General features: G+C 71.2%; 10 protein-coding genes. 5 read left to right on the top strand and 5 right to left on the bottom strand.

Going from position 1 to position 13670, the window contains the following annotated elements; genetic code table 11:
• Positions 1-26: 26 nt before the first annotated feature.
• Positions 27-893 carry a hypothetical protein gene (locus MYSTI_RS24890; RefSeq protein WP_015350567.1) on the bottom strand — a complete coding sequence of 289 codons (867 nt, stop codon included), beginning with the start codon at positions 891-893 and terminating at the stop codon, positions 27-29.
• 197 nt (positions 894-1090) lie between these two features.
• Between MYSTI_RS24890 and MYSTI_RS24885 the strand changes: the two genes are divergently transcribed.
• Entirely contained in the window at positions 1091-1456 is a 366-nt protein-coding gene (locus MYSTI_RS24885; protein ID WP_015350566.1) for a TIGR02266 family protein, read from the top strand.
• A 45-nt stretch (positions 1457-1501) separates the two neighbouring features.
• Here MYSTI_RS24885 and MYSTI_RS24880 read toward each other — a convergent pair whose 3' ends face one another.
• The 4 genes from MYSTI_RS24880 to MYSTI_RS24865 form a co-directional block, all read right to left on the bottom strand.
• Positions 1502-1903 carry a GNAT family N-acetyltransferase gene (locus MYSTI_RS24880; protein ID WP_015350565.1) on the bottom strand — a complete coding sequence of 134 codons (402 nt, stop codon included), beginning with the start codon at positions 1901-1903 and terminating at the stop codon, positions 1502-1504.
• A gap of 197 nt (positions 1904-2100) precedes the next feature.
• The gene (locus tag MYSTI_RS24875; RefSeq protein WP_015350564.1) at positions 2101-3159 is read right to left on the bottom strand and encodes an alpha-ketoacid dehydrogenase subunit beta; all 1059 of its coding nucleotides are present in this window, start codon (positions 3157-3159) and stop codon (positions 2101-2103) included.
• A 3-nt stretch (positions 3160-3162) separates the two neighbouring features.
• Positions 3163-4170 (bottom strand): thiamine pyrophosphate-dependent dehydrogenase E1 component subunit alpha, encoded by a 1008-nt coding sequence (locus MYSTI_RS24870; protein ID WP_015350563.1) that lies wholly within the window; start codon positions 4168-4170, stop codon positions 3163-3165.
• A gap of 124 nt (positions 4171-4294) precedes the next feature.
• Positions 4295-5422, bottom strand: coding sequence for a zinc metalloprotease (locus MYSTI_RS24865; RefSeq protein ID WP_015350562.1), 1128 nt, complete (start codon positions 5420-5422; stop codon positions 4295-4297).
• 113 nt (positions 5423-5535) lie between these two features.
• Here MYSTI_RS24865 and MYSTI_RS24860 point away from each other — a divergent pair, with 113 nt between their 5' ends.
• From MYSTI_RS24860 to MYSTI_RS24845, 4 genes are all read left to right on the top strand, one after another.
• The gene (locus tag MYSTI_RS24860) at positions 5536-7317 is read left to right on the top strand and encodes a PP2C family protein-serine/threonine phosphatase (protein WP_015350561.1); all 1782 of its coding nucleotides are present in this window, start codon (positions 5536-5538) and stop codon (positions 7315-7317) included.
• 15 nt (positions 7318-7332) lie between these two features.
• Entirely contained in the window at positions 7333-9855 is a 2523-nt protein-coding gene (locus tag MYSTI_RS24855; protein WP_015350560.1) for a tetratricopeptide repeat protein, read from the top strand.
• On the top strand, positions 9852-10772 hold the full coding sequence (locus tag MYSTI_RS24850; protein ID WP_015350559.1) for a PhnD/SsuA/transferrin family substrate-binding protein: 921 nt from the start codon (positions 9852-9854) through the stop codon (positions 10770-10772). The genes MYSTI_RS24855 and MYSTI_RS24850 overlap by 4 nt, the downstream gene beginning before the upstream one ends.
• A gap of 253 nt (positions 10773-11025) precedes the next feature.
• On the top strand, positions 11026-13665 hold the full coding sequence (locus MYSTI_RS24845; RefSeq protein WP_015350558.1) for a TonB-dependent receptor plug domain-containing protein: 2640 nt from the start codon (positions 11026-11028) through the stop codon (positions 13663-13665).
• Positions 13666-13670: the final 5 nt, after the last annotated feature.

Genomic DNA, 13670 nt, shown 5'->3' with positions numbered 1-13670 from the left:
ACGCTGCCCCACGAGGGAATCGTCCTTCACGGCACGCACGCCCCCACGCCTGGATTGTCATTCAGTGGACGACACGTTCCCGCGGCACAGGCAGGCGTGCCGGAGGGGCGACACAAGGGCTGGCAGCGCAGGGCCTGCCCCGTGTTCACACACGTGCTCCCAGGCGCGCACTGGTTGCTGAAGTCACAGGTGTCACCTGTCTGCCGCGTGCCCCTGCCCGCGCACACGGGGCCCGACGCGGAGGGGTAGCAGCTCAGCGGCGCCGCGCAGCCCTGCGCGAACGGGTCGCACGGCGGCGAGCGAGGTCCACACAGCAGGGGCAGCTCCGAGGTGCCCGGCAACCGCAGCACCGTGTTGCACTCCTCCGAGGCGCCACACTGCGGCGTCGCATGACACAGCCGTCGGCAGAAGAAGCCCGTGCCTCCATCGCCCAGCCGCTCGTCCTTGCAGAACAGGCCCGAGGCGCACGTGTCGAACTCGACGCCCGCATCCGTCGGCGCCAGCGTGCACCGGGTGCCCTCCGTCGCGGCGCCCGCCTCCACGCACCGCCGCTCCGTCACGCCGCCCGCGCTCACGTAGGTACAGCGCTGGCCCTGTGCGCAGTCCTGCCGGACGACGTCGCACGCCGCCGCGAAGCACTGGCTGCCAGTTCGACCTTCCGAGAGGTCAGCGAAGTGGCAGCTCTGGCCATTTTCACAGCCTTCTTGTCTGGCGACGTTGCATGCGAAATCAGAGTCGGGGCCGCCATCCACGGGAGGCATGCCGCCATCGGGGTGTCCCGGCACCCCCGCGTCATCACCTCCATTGGGCCCGTGCGGGTTGTCGTCACTGCACCCGGGTGTCCCGAGCACCAGCAGGAGGGTTCCCGTCAACACCGCGAGCCACGCACGCATCCCTTGCTCCCGAATCAAAGTCCGGGAGCACTTATCCGATGGAGCCCATTCGTGGGGGGCCCCTTGAATCAGGCCTGGAAAGCAGCGGACACTTGCCAGACGACCGATGCCCAAGGGGCGGCTCGGCGCGTCAGAATCCCGTCGGTCGTTGGGAAGGCGGACCACCGCCGGCAGCGGACTGGGGGTAGCGGGTGCACATGACTAGCAAGGCGGCGGAAGCGGAGATGACTGGAGACTCAGCCGCATACGCGAACCGGCGCGCCGATGAGCGTGTCACCGCGAAGTTCGCGGTCCGCTTCGAGCAGACGGAAGACGCCGCGCGGGCCCTGCGCGTGTTCTCCATCAACGTCTCCGCGGGCGGCCTGTGCCTGCGCACGCGCAAGGCCTACGACGTGGGCGCCCAGGTGCGGCTGTCCATGGACATCGCGGGTGAGGAGTTCCACCTCACCGGCATCATCGCCTGGGTGCGCGATGAGCAAGAGGCCATCGGCGTGCGCTTCACCGACGTGAGCGACGAGGACCGCGAGCGGCTCCAGCGCGTCGTGGCGAGCTTCAAGCGCTGACACGGCAGTCGCGACGCGAAGCCCGCGGGACGGGGGCCGCCCTGGCTAGCGGCGGCCTTCGGTCTCCAGGTGGCGGAAGACGCCCGCGTCCACCTCGGAGAAGCCGCAGGCGGTGTAGAAGCTGCGCGCCTCCGGCGTGGTGGCCATGGGCGAGACGAGCTGGAGCTGCCGCGCGCTGAGCACCTTGCAGCGCTCCAGGATCTGCTTGATGAGCGCGCGCCCCACGCCTCGGCGCCGCCAGGTCTCCGTCACCACCAGCTCGTCGATGGTGGCCACGCGTCCGCGCAGCCGGAGCTGAGGACGGTGCGAGAAGGACAGCATGCCCACGGGCCGGTCCTGCGCGTCACCCGCGACGAAGATTTCAATCTCCGGATGGCTCACCACCCAGTGGACGGTTTGTTGATCCGTCCCTTGGGGATAGCCGAGCTCGCGAAGGAGCAAGGCCATGGCCTCGGCGTCGCCCCGACGGGCTCGGCGGATGCGGAAGGCGGGGGCATCTGCGGCCCCGGGGCTGACGGTCCGGACGATTGGCTGTGACAAGGCAGTTTGGATTCTAACGAAAGGGCCGCCGCTCCTCCAAAGAGGAACGGCGGCCCGAGGTATTCCGTGGGGACGGACCCACGGGGTATTTGTGGGTGCCGCGCTTACGGTTGCTCGCCGGCGAGGGCGCGCAGGGCCGTGGTGACGTCGTTCTGCTGGGGCACGGAGGCCATCTCCAGCGTGTCGGCCAGGCCGATGCCGGGCACGAACTTGCCGGCCAACAGCCGCGGGGGCGCGAGCAGCGAGTAGAAGAGCTCGTCCACGGTGCGGCGCACCAGGTGCTCACCGAAGTTGGTGACCTCGGTGTCCTCGTTGACGAACAGGACGCGGCCCGTCTTCTGGATGGAGGCCTTCATCATGTCCCAGTCGTAGGGCCACAGCGAGCGCAGGTCGATGACCTCCACGCTGATGCCCTCGTCGGCGAGCGTCGCCGCGGCGCGCGCGCACAGGGGCAGGGTGCGGCCGTAGCTGACCACCGTCACCTGGCTGCCCTCGCGCACCAGCTTGCCCTTGCCGATGGGCACCGCGAACGCCTCCAGCGCCTCCGGCCACTGGGGCTTCCACTGCGAGCGGTCTCCCAGCGGCGCGTCGATGAGCTTCGACAGGGTGCGGTCGTCGTCGGGCTCGCCCGGGATGCGCTCCTCGCCCTTGACGCGCAACAGCGCCTTGGGCTCCAGGTACATGACCGGGTTCTGCTCCTTGCACGCGGAGATGAGCAGGCCGTACGCGTCCAGCGGGTTGGAAGGCATGACCACCTTCCAGCCGGGGATGTGCGTCATCGTCGCGTCGAACGAGTGCGAGTGGTAGATGGACCCGCGGATGCCGCTGCCCACCGGGGTGCGCACCACCATCGGCAGGTTCCAGTCGCCGTTGCTGGACCAGCAGGTGTTGCCCGCCAGCTTCAACAGGTCGATGGTGTTGTAGACGTAGTCGCAGAACTGGATTTCGGCGACGGGGCGTCCGCCGCCCATCGCGATGCCCATGGCCGCGCCGATGATGCCGCGCTCGTCCAGGGGCGAGTTCCACGTCGTCTTGAGGCCCTGCGTGCAGGTGAAGACGCCGCCCAGCGGGGCGCCCACGTCCTCACCGAAGATGTCCGTCACGCCCAGGTGCGTCTCGGCGTAGTGGAGGGCCATGCGAATGGCCTGTGCCATGTTGGCCATGGGTTACTTGTCCTCCGCGAAGATGTGCTTCCAGATGCTCTCGGGCTCCGGCAGCGGCTCGTCCCGGGCGATGCGGGCGGCGGCGGCCATGTCCTCGGTGTAGCGGTTGCGCAGGTCGTCCATCTGCTGACGGGTGAGCACGCCGTCCTGCTCCAGGCGCTTCTCGAAGTCCTTGAGGCAGTCGACTTCCTCCGTCACGTAGTTCGCGCCGGACGCGGACGAGTGCCCGTACAGGCGCGACACGTTGGCCTCCAGGAGGAACGGCTTGCGCTCCGTGCGCACGTACTCCATGGCCTCCTTCAGCTCCAGGTAGGCCTCCACGGGGTCGTTGCCGTTGATGGTCTTCGAGCGGATGTTGAACGCCTTTCCGCGCTCGCTGACGCGCGTCTCGCCGTGCTGGCCTTCGCCCGCGGTGGAGATGCCCCACTTGTTGTTGGTGACGATGATGAGCACCGGCAACGGGTTGGCGGGGCGGCTGCTCCACACGAGGCAGGTGGCGAAATCACCCTCGGCCGTGCCGGCGTCGCCGCCGGTGACGATGGTGATGCCGTCGCCGCCCACGCGCTTCTGCACCATCGCGGTGCCAGGGGCGATGGAGTACTGCACCTCGATGGGCGAGCTGACGGGGGCCACGTTGTACTTGCGCAGCGAGAAGTGGCCCGCGAAGTTGCGGCCGCCGGAGTACGGGTCCGACGCGGTGTTCTTCATCTGCCGCAGGGCGCCGATGGGCTCCTCGCCCAGGGCGAGCAGCGTGCCGGACTGGCGGTAGTGCGCGTGGAGGTAGTCGTACTCGGGGCCCTGGCCCTTCTTCATCAGCAGGCCCAGCGGGACGTTGAACGCCTCCTCGCCCGGTCCGCCAATCCAGAAGTAGCCGTGGCCCTGCTTGTACATCTGGATGAGGCGCTCCTCGAGGACGCGCGTTTTGACCATCAGGTCGTGGATACGAACCAGCAGCTCCCTGTCGAGCGGGAGCGGCGCGGATGATTCTTTGATGAGTCGGGGTCGAGACACGCGCGGGCTTCCTCTGGCTGGAGGGGACGCCCCTATAACCCGGATGAGGCCCCATGTCTCAAGCACCCAGATGCCGGGCTGTTGGCCCCTCGCTCAAACGGGGGCCGGTGGCGCGGCGCGGCAATCAGCCTCGCTCATCCGACTTAGGAGCCCGGGTCTGTCGCGCGAGTGTGACGCGGTCCGTTAGCCCCGGGTCCTGGCCCGCCCTGGCGGAGATGGTGGACAGGGTCCCCTCGGACAGGTGCGCCGCGTGGGGCCCGGACAGCAGCGCGCACAGCTCCGCGGTGCGGCCCGCCTCCAGCAGCGCGAGGACCAGCGCGTGGCCCGCGTGGGCCGAGGGCTCCCGGTCGAAGGCTTCTTGAAGCGGGCGCACCGCCAGGGCCGCGAGCCCGCTGTCGAGGAGCAGCTGGCCCACCGCGGCCGAGTCCGGCGGCAGCTCGGGTTCCTCCTGCTCCTGGCGGGCAAGTCGCTCCTGCACGGAGGAGGCTCGGGGGCCTGGCGGCCTGGCCTCCCCACCGCCGGCCGGGGCGCTGGCGCCGCGTCCCAGCAGCTCGTCGAGCGTGACGGCGCCCTCCGCGGAGGGGCGCTGCGAGGCGATGCGGCGGACGGGCGCGGGGCGGGGCGGGGGGAGCCGTCGAAGTTGCCGAACGTTCAGCCATCCCAGCAGCACGGCCAGCAGGCCCACCCAGACGGTGCGGCTCCAGAGGGCCCCGCCGAGCATCACCGCCGACGTGCCGATGCCCAGGATGCGCAGCGCGCGCTCATGGCGGGAGCCCGCACGGGCCCGCACGAACGACGCGAGCGCGTCTCCTCCATCCAGGGGCTGCACCGGCAGCAGGTTGATGAGCGCCCAGCCCAGGTTGACCCAGAGGACCTGCCGCGCCACCTCGTGCGCGAGGCCTCCCGCTTCCGGGGCCGTGGCGCGGGACACCGTCCACGCAAGGCCGCCCAGCACCAGCCCCATCGCGGGGCCCGCGAGGCTCACCCCCACGGCCTGGCGATGGCTCACCTCGCGGGTGCTCTCGGTGGTTCCGCCCAGCCCATGGAGGGTGATGCGGGCATCGGCGCCGAACCGCCGCAGGACCCAGCCATGCGCGCACTCGTGGAGCAGCACGGAGACGAACGCCACGCCCATCCACAAGGCCCACCGCTCCGGCGCGAGGCCCACCCCCCAACCCGTCGCGAGCGCGGAGAGGAAGAAGAACGGGTGGACGCGTACGGGAAACCCGCCGACGTGGAAGAGGGGCTTCATGGGGTTGGGATGGTAGTCAACACCGTGAGGCAAGGTCTCGCGAACCCGGGGAAGTGCGCTAGAGTCGGCCCCCTTCCGCAACCGCCCCCAGGCGTTGTCTTCCGGGTGTGTCCTTGTCCTCCAGCACGAACACGCGTCTGAACCCCGAACCCGAGCCCGGAACGTCCCCAGGAACAGCCTCTTCGTCCGCGGAGCGGACGGGGACCCGGGAAATCACGGGTACGACCGAGTCCACCTCCACGCGCCTCCACGGCGGCGTGGGCCTTCCCCACGCGGAGTCGACGAGCACGCTCATCGCGCCGCTCGAAGCGGGGGAGCTGCCCAACGTCGCGGCCATCCGTGGCCCTCGGCTGGACCAGATCCTCCTGCTCACCACCACGGCGCTGGTGGTGGTCATCGTCGGCCTGCTGGCCGCGCTGTCGGTGGCCTCCACCCAGTCCCAGTTCGAGGAGACCGCTCGCCGCTCCACCGAGCGCATCCAGGAGCAGGCCCGCGAGCTGGGCCGGACGGTGGGCCAGACGCTGGCGCTCACCTCCGTCACCAACCTGCGCGACAACAACTACGCCTTCCTGGAGGGCGTGGCCGGCTCCATCGTCTCCACCAACCCCAACATCCTCCGCGTCCAGATTCTCGACCCGGAGGGGCTGGTGATGGCGGACAGCGAGGAGAAGGTGGCGGGAGCCCCGGACGCCGAGGCGCCCAATCCGCGCACCGCCGAGCAGCGCCTGGTCCAGGCCTTCTACCGCAACCAGGCGGTGTACGAGATCCAGGAGCCCATCGACTACGGCTCCAGCAGCGGCAAGGGGCTGGTGGTCATCAGCTACTCGCTGCGCTCGCTCCAGGAACAATTGGAGGTGCTCGAGCGCGACAAGCAGGCCACGGTCAGGGCCAACACCCTGCGCATGCTCGTGCTGGGGCTCGGCTTCGTGGTGCTGGCGGGAGTCGTCGCCGCCTTCCAGAGCCGACGAATCACCCGTCCGCTGGGCGTGCTCACCGGCAAGGTGATGCAGCTGGCCGCCGGGGACCTGGCCGCGCGCACGCAGACGGCGCCGGGCGCGGGCCGCGAGGTGCGCACGCTGGGCGTGGTGTTCAACCACATGGCCGAGCGCATCAAGGTCCTCCTGGATGACGTGCGCGCCAAGGCGCAGCTCGAGCGCGAGGTGTCGCTGGCGCGCACCGTCCAGGAGACGCTGCTCCCCGGACGTGACGCCGTGCAGGTGGGGCCGCTGCGCATCGCGGGCCTCGTCGTCACGGCGGACGCGTGTGGTGGCGACTGGTGGTTCCGCGCCGCGCTGGACGCGCAGCGGGTCGTCATCGGCATCGGCGACGTGACGGGCCATGGGCTCTCCACGTCGCTCGTCGCCACGAGCGCCACCAGCGGCTTCGCCTCCGCGATGACGCTGCGCGAGCCCTCGGAGGTCGACGCGCGGATGCTCATCACCGCGCTCAACGTGACGCTGGCCAACGTGGGCCGCGGCGAGCACCAGATGTCCAGCGCGCTGGCCGTCATCGACGTGTCCAACGGCTACATCGACTACGCGGCGGGAGGGCACCCCAGCCCGCTCGTCTACAACAAGCACTCCGGCCAGACGGCGTCGCTGCCTGCGCGAGGCCCGCTGCTGGGCGCGTCCGTGTCGTCGCAGTTCACGTCCCGCCAGGCACAGCTGCGGCCCGGCGACATCGTCGTCTGGTACACGGACGGCCTCACCGAGTCGCGCGATGGCTCGGGCCGCCTCTATGGAACGCAGCGCCTGGCCGCCGCGGTCCAGGCCCACGCCCACCTCTCCGCGGAGGCGGTGCGTGAAGCACTGCTCGCGGATGCTCGAGCCTTCAGCGCGGGACTCCCGCAGCGCGACGACATCACCGTCGTCGTGGCCGAGTACAGCCCCGTCTGACCTTGGACGAACCGCATGCGCCGCCGCACACCCCTGTCCTCCCCGCGACGCCTGACGTCGGTGCTCGCGCTGCTGGCCTCGCTCTCGGGGCCTCCCGCACTGGCGCAGTACCGGCCTCCGCCCATGTCCGAGTCGCAGCGGCTGGTGAAGGAGGGCGAGTCGGCTCAGGTGTCCGCCAGCGCGGCGAGCGCCTCCGGCGACAAGAAGGACGCCGAGGAGAAGTACCGCAAGGCCCTGGGTCTCTATGAGCAGGCGCTGGCCGCGGAGCCGGGCTCCATCACGGCCGCCGCGGGGGTGGGCGCCGTCGCCAACGCGCTCCAGGACTGGACGCGCACGGTGGAGCGGATCAAGTCCGTGCAGGCCGCGAACCCGTCCGAGCTGTCGCTCGCGTATCCCCTGGGCGTGGCCCTCTTCAAGCTGCGCCGCTTCCCGGAGGCGGTGCCGCTGCTGGAGCAGGTGTCCTCGGCGGACCAGGCCGAGCACCTCATCGTCCACTACTACCTGGCCAGCTACTACCTCTTCGCCCAGCAGGGTGACGCCGCGGTGACGCGCCTGCGGCGCTACCTGACGCTGCGCCCCGCGAAGCTCTCCGCCAACGACCACCAGATTCACGAGCTGTTGGGCCGCGCGCACGTGCTGCGCCGGGACGTGGCGGCCGCGCGCGCTTCGTTCACCCAGGCGCAGGCGGGGCGGCCGGAGTCGGCTTCCGTGCAGCTGGGGCTGGCCAGCGTGCTGGAGCTGGAGGGCAAGCCGGCCGAGGCGCGCACCTTGTTGGAGGGCGTGACGACGCGCTTCCCGCAGGTGGCCGAGCCCCGGGAGAAGCTGGCCCGGCTGTACCTGGCGTCGGGCGAGCTGCCGCGCGCGGAGGCGCAGGCGGTGGCGGTGGCGAAGCTGGGCGCGACGCCCGCCGCGTACCTGCTCCTGGGTGACGTGCGGCTGGCGCAGAAGCAGGCCCCGGCCGCGGAGGAGGCCTACCGCAAGGTGCTGGAGCTCCAGCCCGGACTGGTGCTGGGACAGATGGCGGTGGGCAAGGCGCTCCAGGCGCAGGGGCGCCACGAGGAGGCCATCCAGTTCCTGGAGGCCGCGGTGCGCTCGGGGGCCAGCAGCGTGGAGCTGTGGGCCTCGCTGGGCTCCGTCAACCGTCGCGCCGGCCGCTTCCAGCGCGCGGTGGAGGTGCATCGCCGCGTCGTGGAGATGGTGCCCCGCCAGGCGCTGGGCTGGATGCTGCTGGGCGCGGACCACTTCGCCACCGGACAGTGGGACCAGGCCATCGAGGACTACGGCAGCGCGCTCGTCGCGGAGCCGGACCACGCGGGCGCGAAGCAGTGGCTGGCGCGCGCGCTGGCCCACCGCGCTCGAGACCGGAGCGGGGCGGGGCGGGCGGACGATGCGGTGCGCGACCTGCGACGCGCGTTCGACCTGGACCGGAGTGTCCTCATGGCCCGTCGGTTGACCGCGGCCCTGATGGAGACGCGGGCCTATGGCGACGCGCGCAAGGTGATGGAGCAGGGCGCGACGCTTCCGGGCGCTACCTGGCGGGAGCAGCTGTTGCTGGGCTACTCGCGGCTGGGGGCCGGGGACGCGCAGGCGGCGCTCGAGGCCTTCGAGCGCTCCGGGAAGCAGACGGAGGAGCCGGACCAGCAGGCGGAGGCGTCGGTGGGCGCCGCGCTCGCGGAGGTGGAGTTGGGGCAGGTGGATGCCGCCGTGCAGCGCCTCACCGAGGTGGGCCCGTCGCGCTCGGCCGCGGGCGTGGCCCAGGCCAACCTGCCTCGCGTGCTCGTGCGTCGCGCGCTGTCCCGGCTGGAGGCCGGTGACATCGAGGGCGCCGACCGGGACCTCGACGCGGTGGACAAGCTGGGCACCGGCAAGCGCTCGGACCTGGCGAAGCTGGTCCTCTTCGCTCGCGGCCTGACGCGCGCGGAGTCGGGACGTCACGCCGAGGCCAGCGCCGCCCTGAAGAAGGCCCTCACGCCCGCGCAGCCCTGGGCCTGGCCCAACACGCGCGCCCTGGCGGACGCCTTCGCCCTCTACAAGAAGGGACAGGTGGCCGCCGCGCGCAAGCAGCTGACCGCCGCGGCGAAGAAGCCGATGCCCGGACAGCCCAAGTGGCTCGTGTCCATGACGGGCGCGCTCCACCGCCGCGAGGCCTCGCTGGCCTACTCGGCTGGCAACATGAAGGGCGCGGAGAAGGCGCTCAAGGCCGCGCTCGCCACCGAGCCCGAGGACGCGGTGCTCCAGCACAACCTGGCCTGCGTCGACTGGCGCAAGGGCAAGTCGGCGGACGCGCTGGCCACGTGGCGCAAGCTGGAGTCGTCCGTCGCGGTGGCCTCGCTCAACCTGGGCATCGACGCCCAGGAGCGCCGCCACGAGCCCGCCGAGGCCGTGGACGCCTGGCGCCGCTACCTCGCCTCCGGCTCCGGGCCGCGCATGGCCCAAGTGCGCGAGTGGAAGGAACGCCTGCAGAGCCTCCATGGTCTCGCCGAGCCCGCGGGCTCCTCGGCGGCGACCGGAGCCACCGTGGAGGACACCACCCCATGAAGATGCCTCGCTTCGTCCTGGCCGGCCTCGCGCTGGCCCTCTGTCTGAGCGCTCCCGCGAGCGCGGCCCCGGCCCCGAAGAAGACGACCCTGGGCGTCTTCCTGGCCACCACCTTGAGCGACGGCCAGGAGCGCTTCCAGTACGCGGAGGCCCTGGCCGCGAAGCTGACCGAGTCCATGGGACGCCCCGTCGCGGCCAAGAGCTTCGGCCGCTACGAGGACTTCTCCCGCGCCATCTCCGACGGCCTGGTGGACTTCGCCGTCGTGGAGGGCTGGGCCGCCGTGCAGCTGGGCGCGCGCGCCACACCCCTGGCCTGGGCCTCTCGCCCCGGTGAGTCCCAGCAGCGCTGGGCCATCGTCTCCACCCAGCGCGGCTCCGTGAAGGACCTCGCCGGCAAGCGCCTGGCCCTGGTGAAGGGGGCGGGTCCGACGGACCCCAAGTTCGTCACCCACGCCGTCCTCGGGGGAGACCTGGACGCCCAGCGCCACTTCAAGCTGGCCCCGGTGCCCAACGTGGAGTCCGCGCTGAAGATGCTGGAGGCCAAGGGCGCGGAGGCCGCCCTGGTGCCGGTGTCCCATGTCCCCAAGGACAAGGACGTCCGTGTCCTCTTCCGCAGCTCGCGCCTCCCGGGCGCCGTCCTGGTCGACCTGCGCAACCACCGGGCGGCCCTGGACACGGCCCTGCCGGGCGTCGGCGCGGTGGCTCCGTTCGAGGCCTTCGCTCGCATCCAGGGCAAGGAGTTCGAGGACTTCCGACGTCTCGTCACCCAGGGGCCGCCGCGCCGCCAGCCGGTGTTCGCGGACGCGGCCGATGCGCGCGTGTCCACCCAGGCGCTGGTGCGCGCGGAGGAGCTGGGTCCGTCGCTGCCGTCGTTCGCGGGGGACCTGGCTGTCTCGGCTGAGCAACCGGATGACTGAAGGGGTGGGCCTTGCTTTCGTAACCTGGGAATCGGCGGCGACGTACACTCTGAAGGGTCCCGCACTCTTGATTTTCAGGGTCTGAGAATCACCGACTTGGCCCAGCAAGGCCTCTGGGGTAGCTTGCCTCCTGACGGCGCGTGCGAGCAGGTGGGCGGATTCGTCCCAAAAGACCGATTGCCCTGGCGCCGCGCCCGCCACCCGGGGCGTACAGGACCGCGAGGGGCCCCTCCCATTCGCGGATGAGAGAACGATGCACTCGAATGTGTCTGGTGAGCCGCTGCGAGGTGCGGTGGGAGTTCACGCGGGGCGCCGAGGTCCGCGCGCGATTCTTCCGTGGTCCATCCTGCTCTGCGCACTGGCGGTGGCCCATCCGTCGCTGGCCCAGGCCCAGTCCTCCACGGCCACGTCCGAGTCCGCGCCGAAGGTGAAGCGCAAGAAGCGCGTGGCGACGCCGGGAACCAAGCCCGCCGCCACCGCGAAGCCCGCGGGGACGAAGCCCGCGCGCACGGCGAAGAAGCCCCCGAAGTCGCGCAAGGCCCCCAAGGTGGAGGAGGCCCCCGCCGCGTCGGAGATTCCGGTGCTGGGCGCAGGCCCCGAGACGAACGACCCGTCCCTCTCGCCCAGCGAGCCGGTGGTGGCCGAGCCCCCCGTGCCCGTCGAGCCCACGCCGATGGTGGAGACGCAGCCCACGCCGGCTCCCGCCGCGCCCGTGGCCGCCCCGGTGCGCACCGCCCCCTCCACCGCCAGCACCCTGGACGTGACGGCCCCCGCGACGGGCTCGCAGAGCGCGGTGCTGCCGGCCAGCCCGACGCCCGCGCCCGTCGCCCGGGACAACGTGCCCATCAGCGCGCCGTTCGCCGAGCCCGCCATGGACCGGCCGCTGCCGCCCCCCTCGGGTCTGGCGAGCCTGGACCCCACCGCGGGCGCCGATCCGCTGGAGGAGTCCGTCAACCGCGTCCTGAGCGAGGCGGTGGTGACGACGGCCTCCAAGCGCAACCAGCGCATCGCGGACGTGCCGCTGACCGTGTCGTGGATCCCCGCCGAGGAGCTGGAAGGCACGGGCCAGTTCTCGCTCTGCGAGGCCATCCAGTACTTCCCCGGCATGGAGTGCCGCCGGGGCTCCATGCGCAAGGCGGCGGTGAGCGCGCGCGGCCTGGGCTCCAACTACCTGTCCAACCGCCTGCTGCTGCTCAAGGACGGCCGCCCGCTGACGGACCCGTGGACGGGCCAGTTCTACGCGGATGAGACGACGCCGCTGGTCAACCTCAAGCAGGTGGAAGTCATCCGGGGCCCGGGCTCCTCGCTGTACGGCTCCAACGCCTTCAGCGGCGTCATCAACATCATCGAGCGTCAGCCCGCCGACCTGATTGCGCCGGGCCGCAACGTGGGCATGGAGGCGCGCGTGCTGGCGGGCCAGGACCAGACGTGGCGCGTGCACGGCACCGCGGCGGGCCGCGGCGGGCCGGTGGAGGCGCTGCTGGGCTACTACGGCTACGGCTCCGACGGTCCGCAGCTCTTCAACGACGCGGCCACGGGCCTGGTGGACAAGAACCAGGACTCGATGGTGCACCAGGTCAACGGCAAGGTGCGCGTGGGCCCGCTGGCGCTCGACGCGGACTTCACGGACGCGAGCATCGGCCGGCCGGGTGGCACGCACGGGCAGATCTCCACCGTGGGCAACTGCGGCCGCTGCCACTACACGCCCAACGACGAGGAGTCCGTCCAGAACTTCAACGCCTCCGCCCAGGTGGACCAGCAGGTGACGGACAACCTGCGCGTGTTCGGCCAGGCGTACGGCTTCTTCAAGCGCCGCGACGTGCAGATGGAGAGCGCCTTCGGTGGCGAGCCCACGCGCGCCTTGGGCAAGCGCCGCCGGTTGGGCGGTGAGGTTCGCGCGCTGTACTCGGCGGGCCCGGTCTCCGTGACGGTGGGCGGCGACGTGAAGTTCGACAACGTCAACGTGCCCAACGTGCTGCCGGAGCTCACGCTGGACGACACCAAGCAGACCATCTACGGCGGCTTCGTGGACGCGGAGTACCGCCCGTTCGAGCGCCTGGTGTTCAGCGCGGGGGCCCGCTACGACCGCTACGCGATTCCCGAGAAGGTCTGGCGTCAGCGCACGGACCAGATTTCGCCGCGCGCCAGCGTCGTCTTCCACGCGGTGCCGGAGCTGCTCACGCTGCGCACCAACTACGGCCGCGCCTTCCGGGCGCCCACGCTGGCGGAGCTCGCCATCAACCAGCAGATGTACGCGTCCACCCTGATGGGCAACGCCGACCTGCGCGCGGAGACGCTCGACACCTTCGAGGCCGCGGTGGACTTCTGGCCCTTCGACCGGCGGGTGCGCCTGACGGGCACGGGCTTCTACAACGTGGCCAACAACTTCATCAATCAGGAGCTCGTCTTCGGCTCGGTGTCCCAGTTCCGCAACCAGGGCAACGCGCGCATCGCGGGCTTCGAGCTGGAGGCGGCGGCGCAGATTCCGTCCATCAACTCCTCCTTCGACGTGGCCTACCAGTTCCTCGACGCGAAGAGCGTGCCCTACGACACCGAGATGCCGGAGACGCGGCTGGACTACGCGCCCACCCACCGCATCTACGCGCGCGGCCGCACCAACATCGGCAAGGTGGCCTTCGCGGAGCTGTACGCCCTGTTCGTCGGGCCGCGCTTCGACCCGGGCTTCCAGGTGGATGAGACGACGGGCCTGCCCACCCAGCGCGTGGAGCTGACCGGCTACATCACCGCCAGCGCCCGCGTCGGCTTCAACGTCTACGACGGCATCTCCGTGTCCTTCCTGGGCTCCAACCTCTTCAACGCGGCCTACGAGGAAGCCCACGGCTTCCCCGCTCCGCCCCAGTCCTTCTTCAGTGAAGTCAAGGTTCGCTACTAGGCACC

Origin of the sequence: Myxococcus stipitatus DSM 14675, from assembly GCF_000331735.1 — a bacterium.
Classification (GTDB): domain Bacteria; phylum Myxococcota; class Myxococcia; order Myxococcales; family Myxococcaceae; genus Myxococcus; species Myxococcus stipitatus.
Note: the sequence above shows the minus strand (reverse complement) of the source record. Positions and strands in the feature narration are given on the sequence as shown.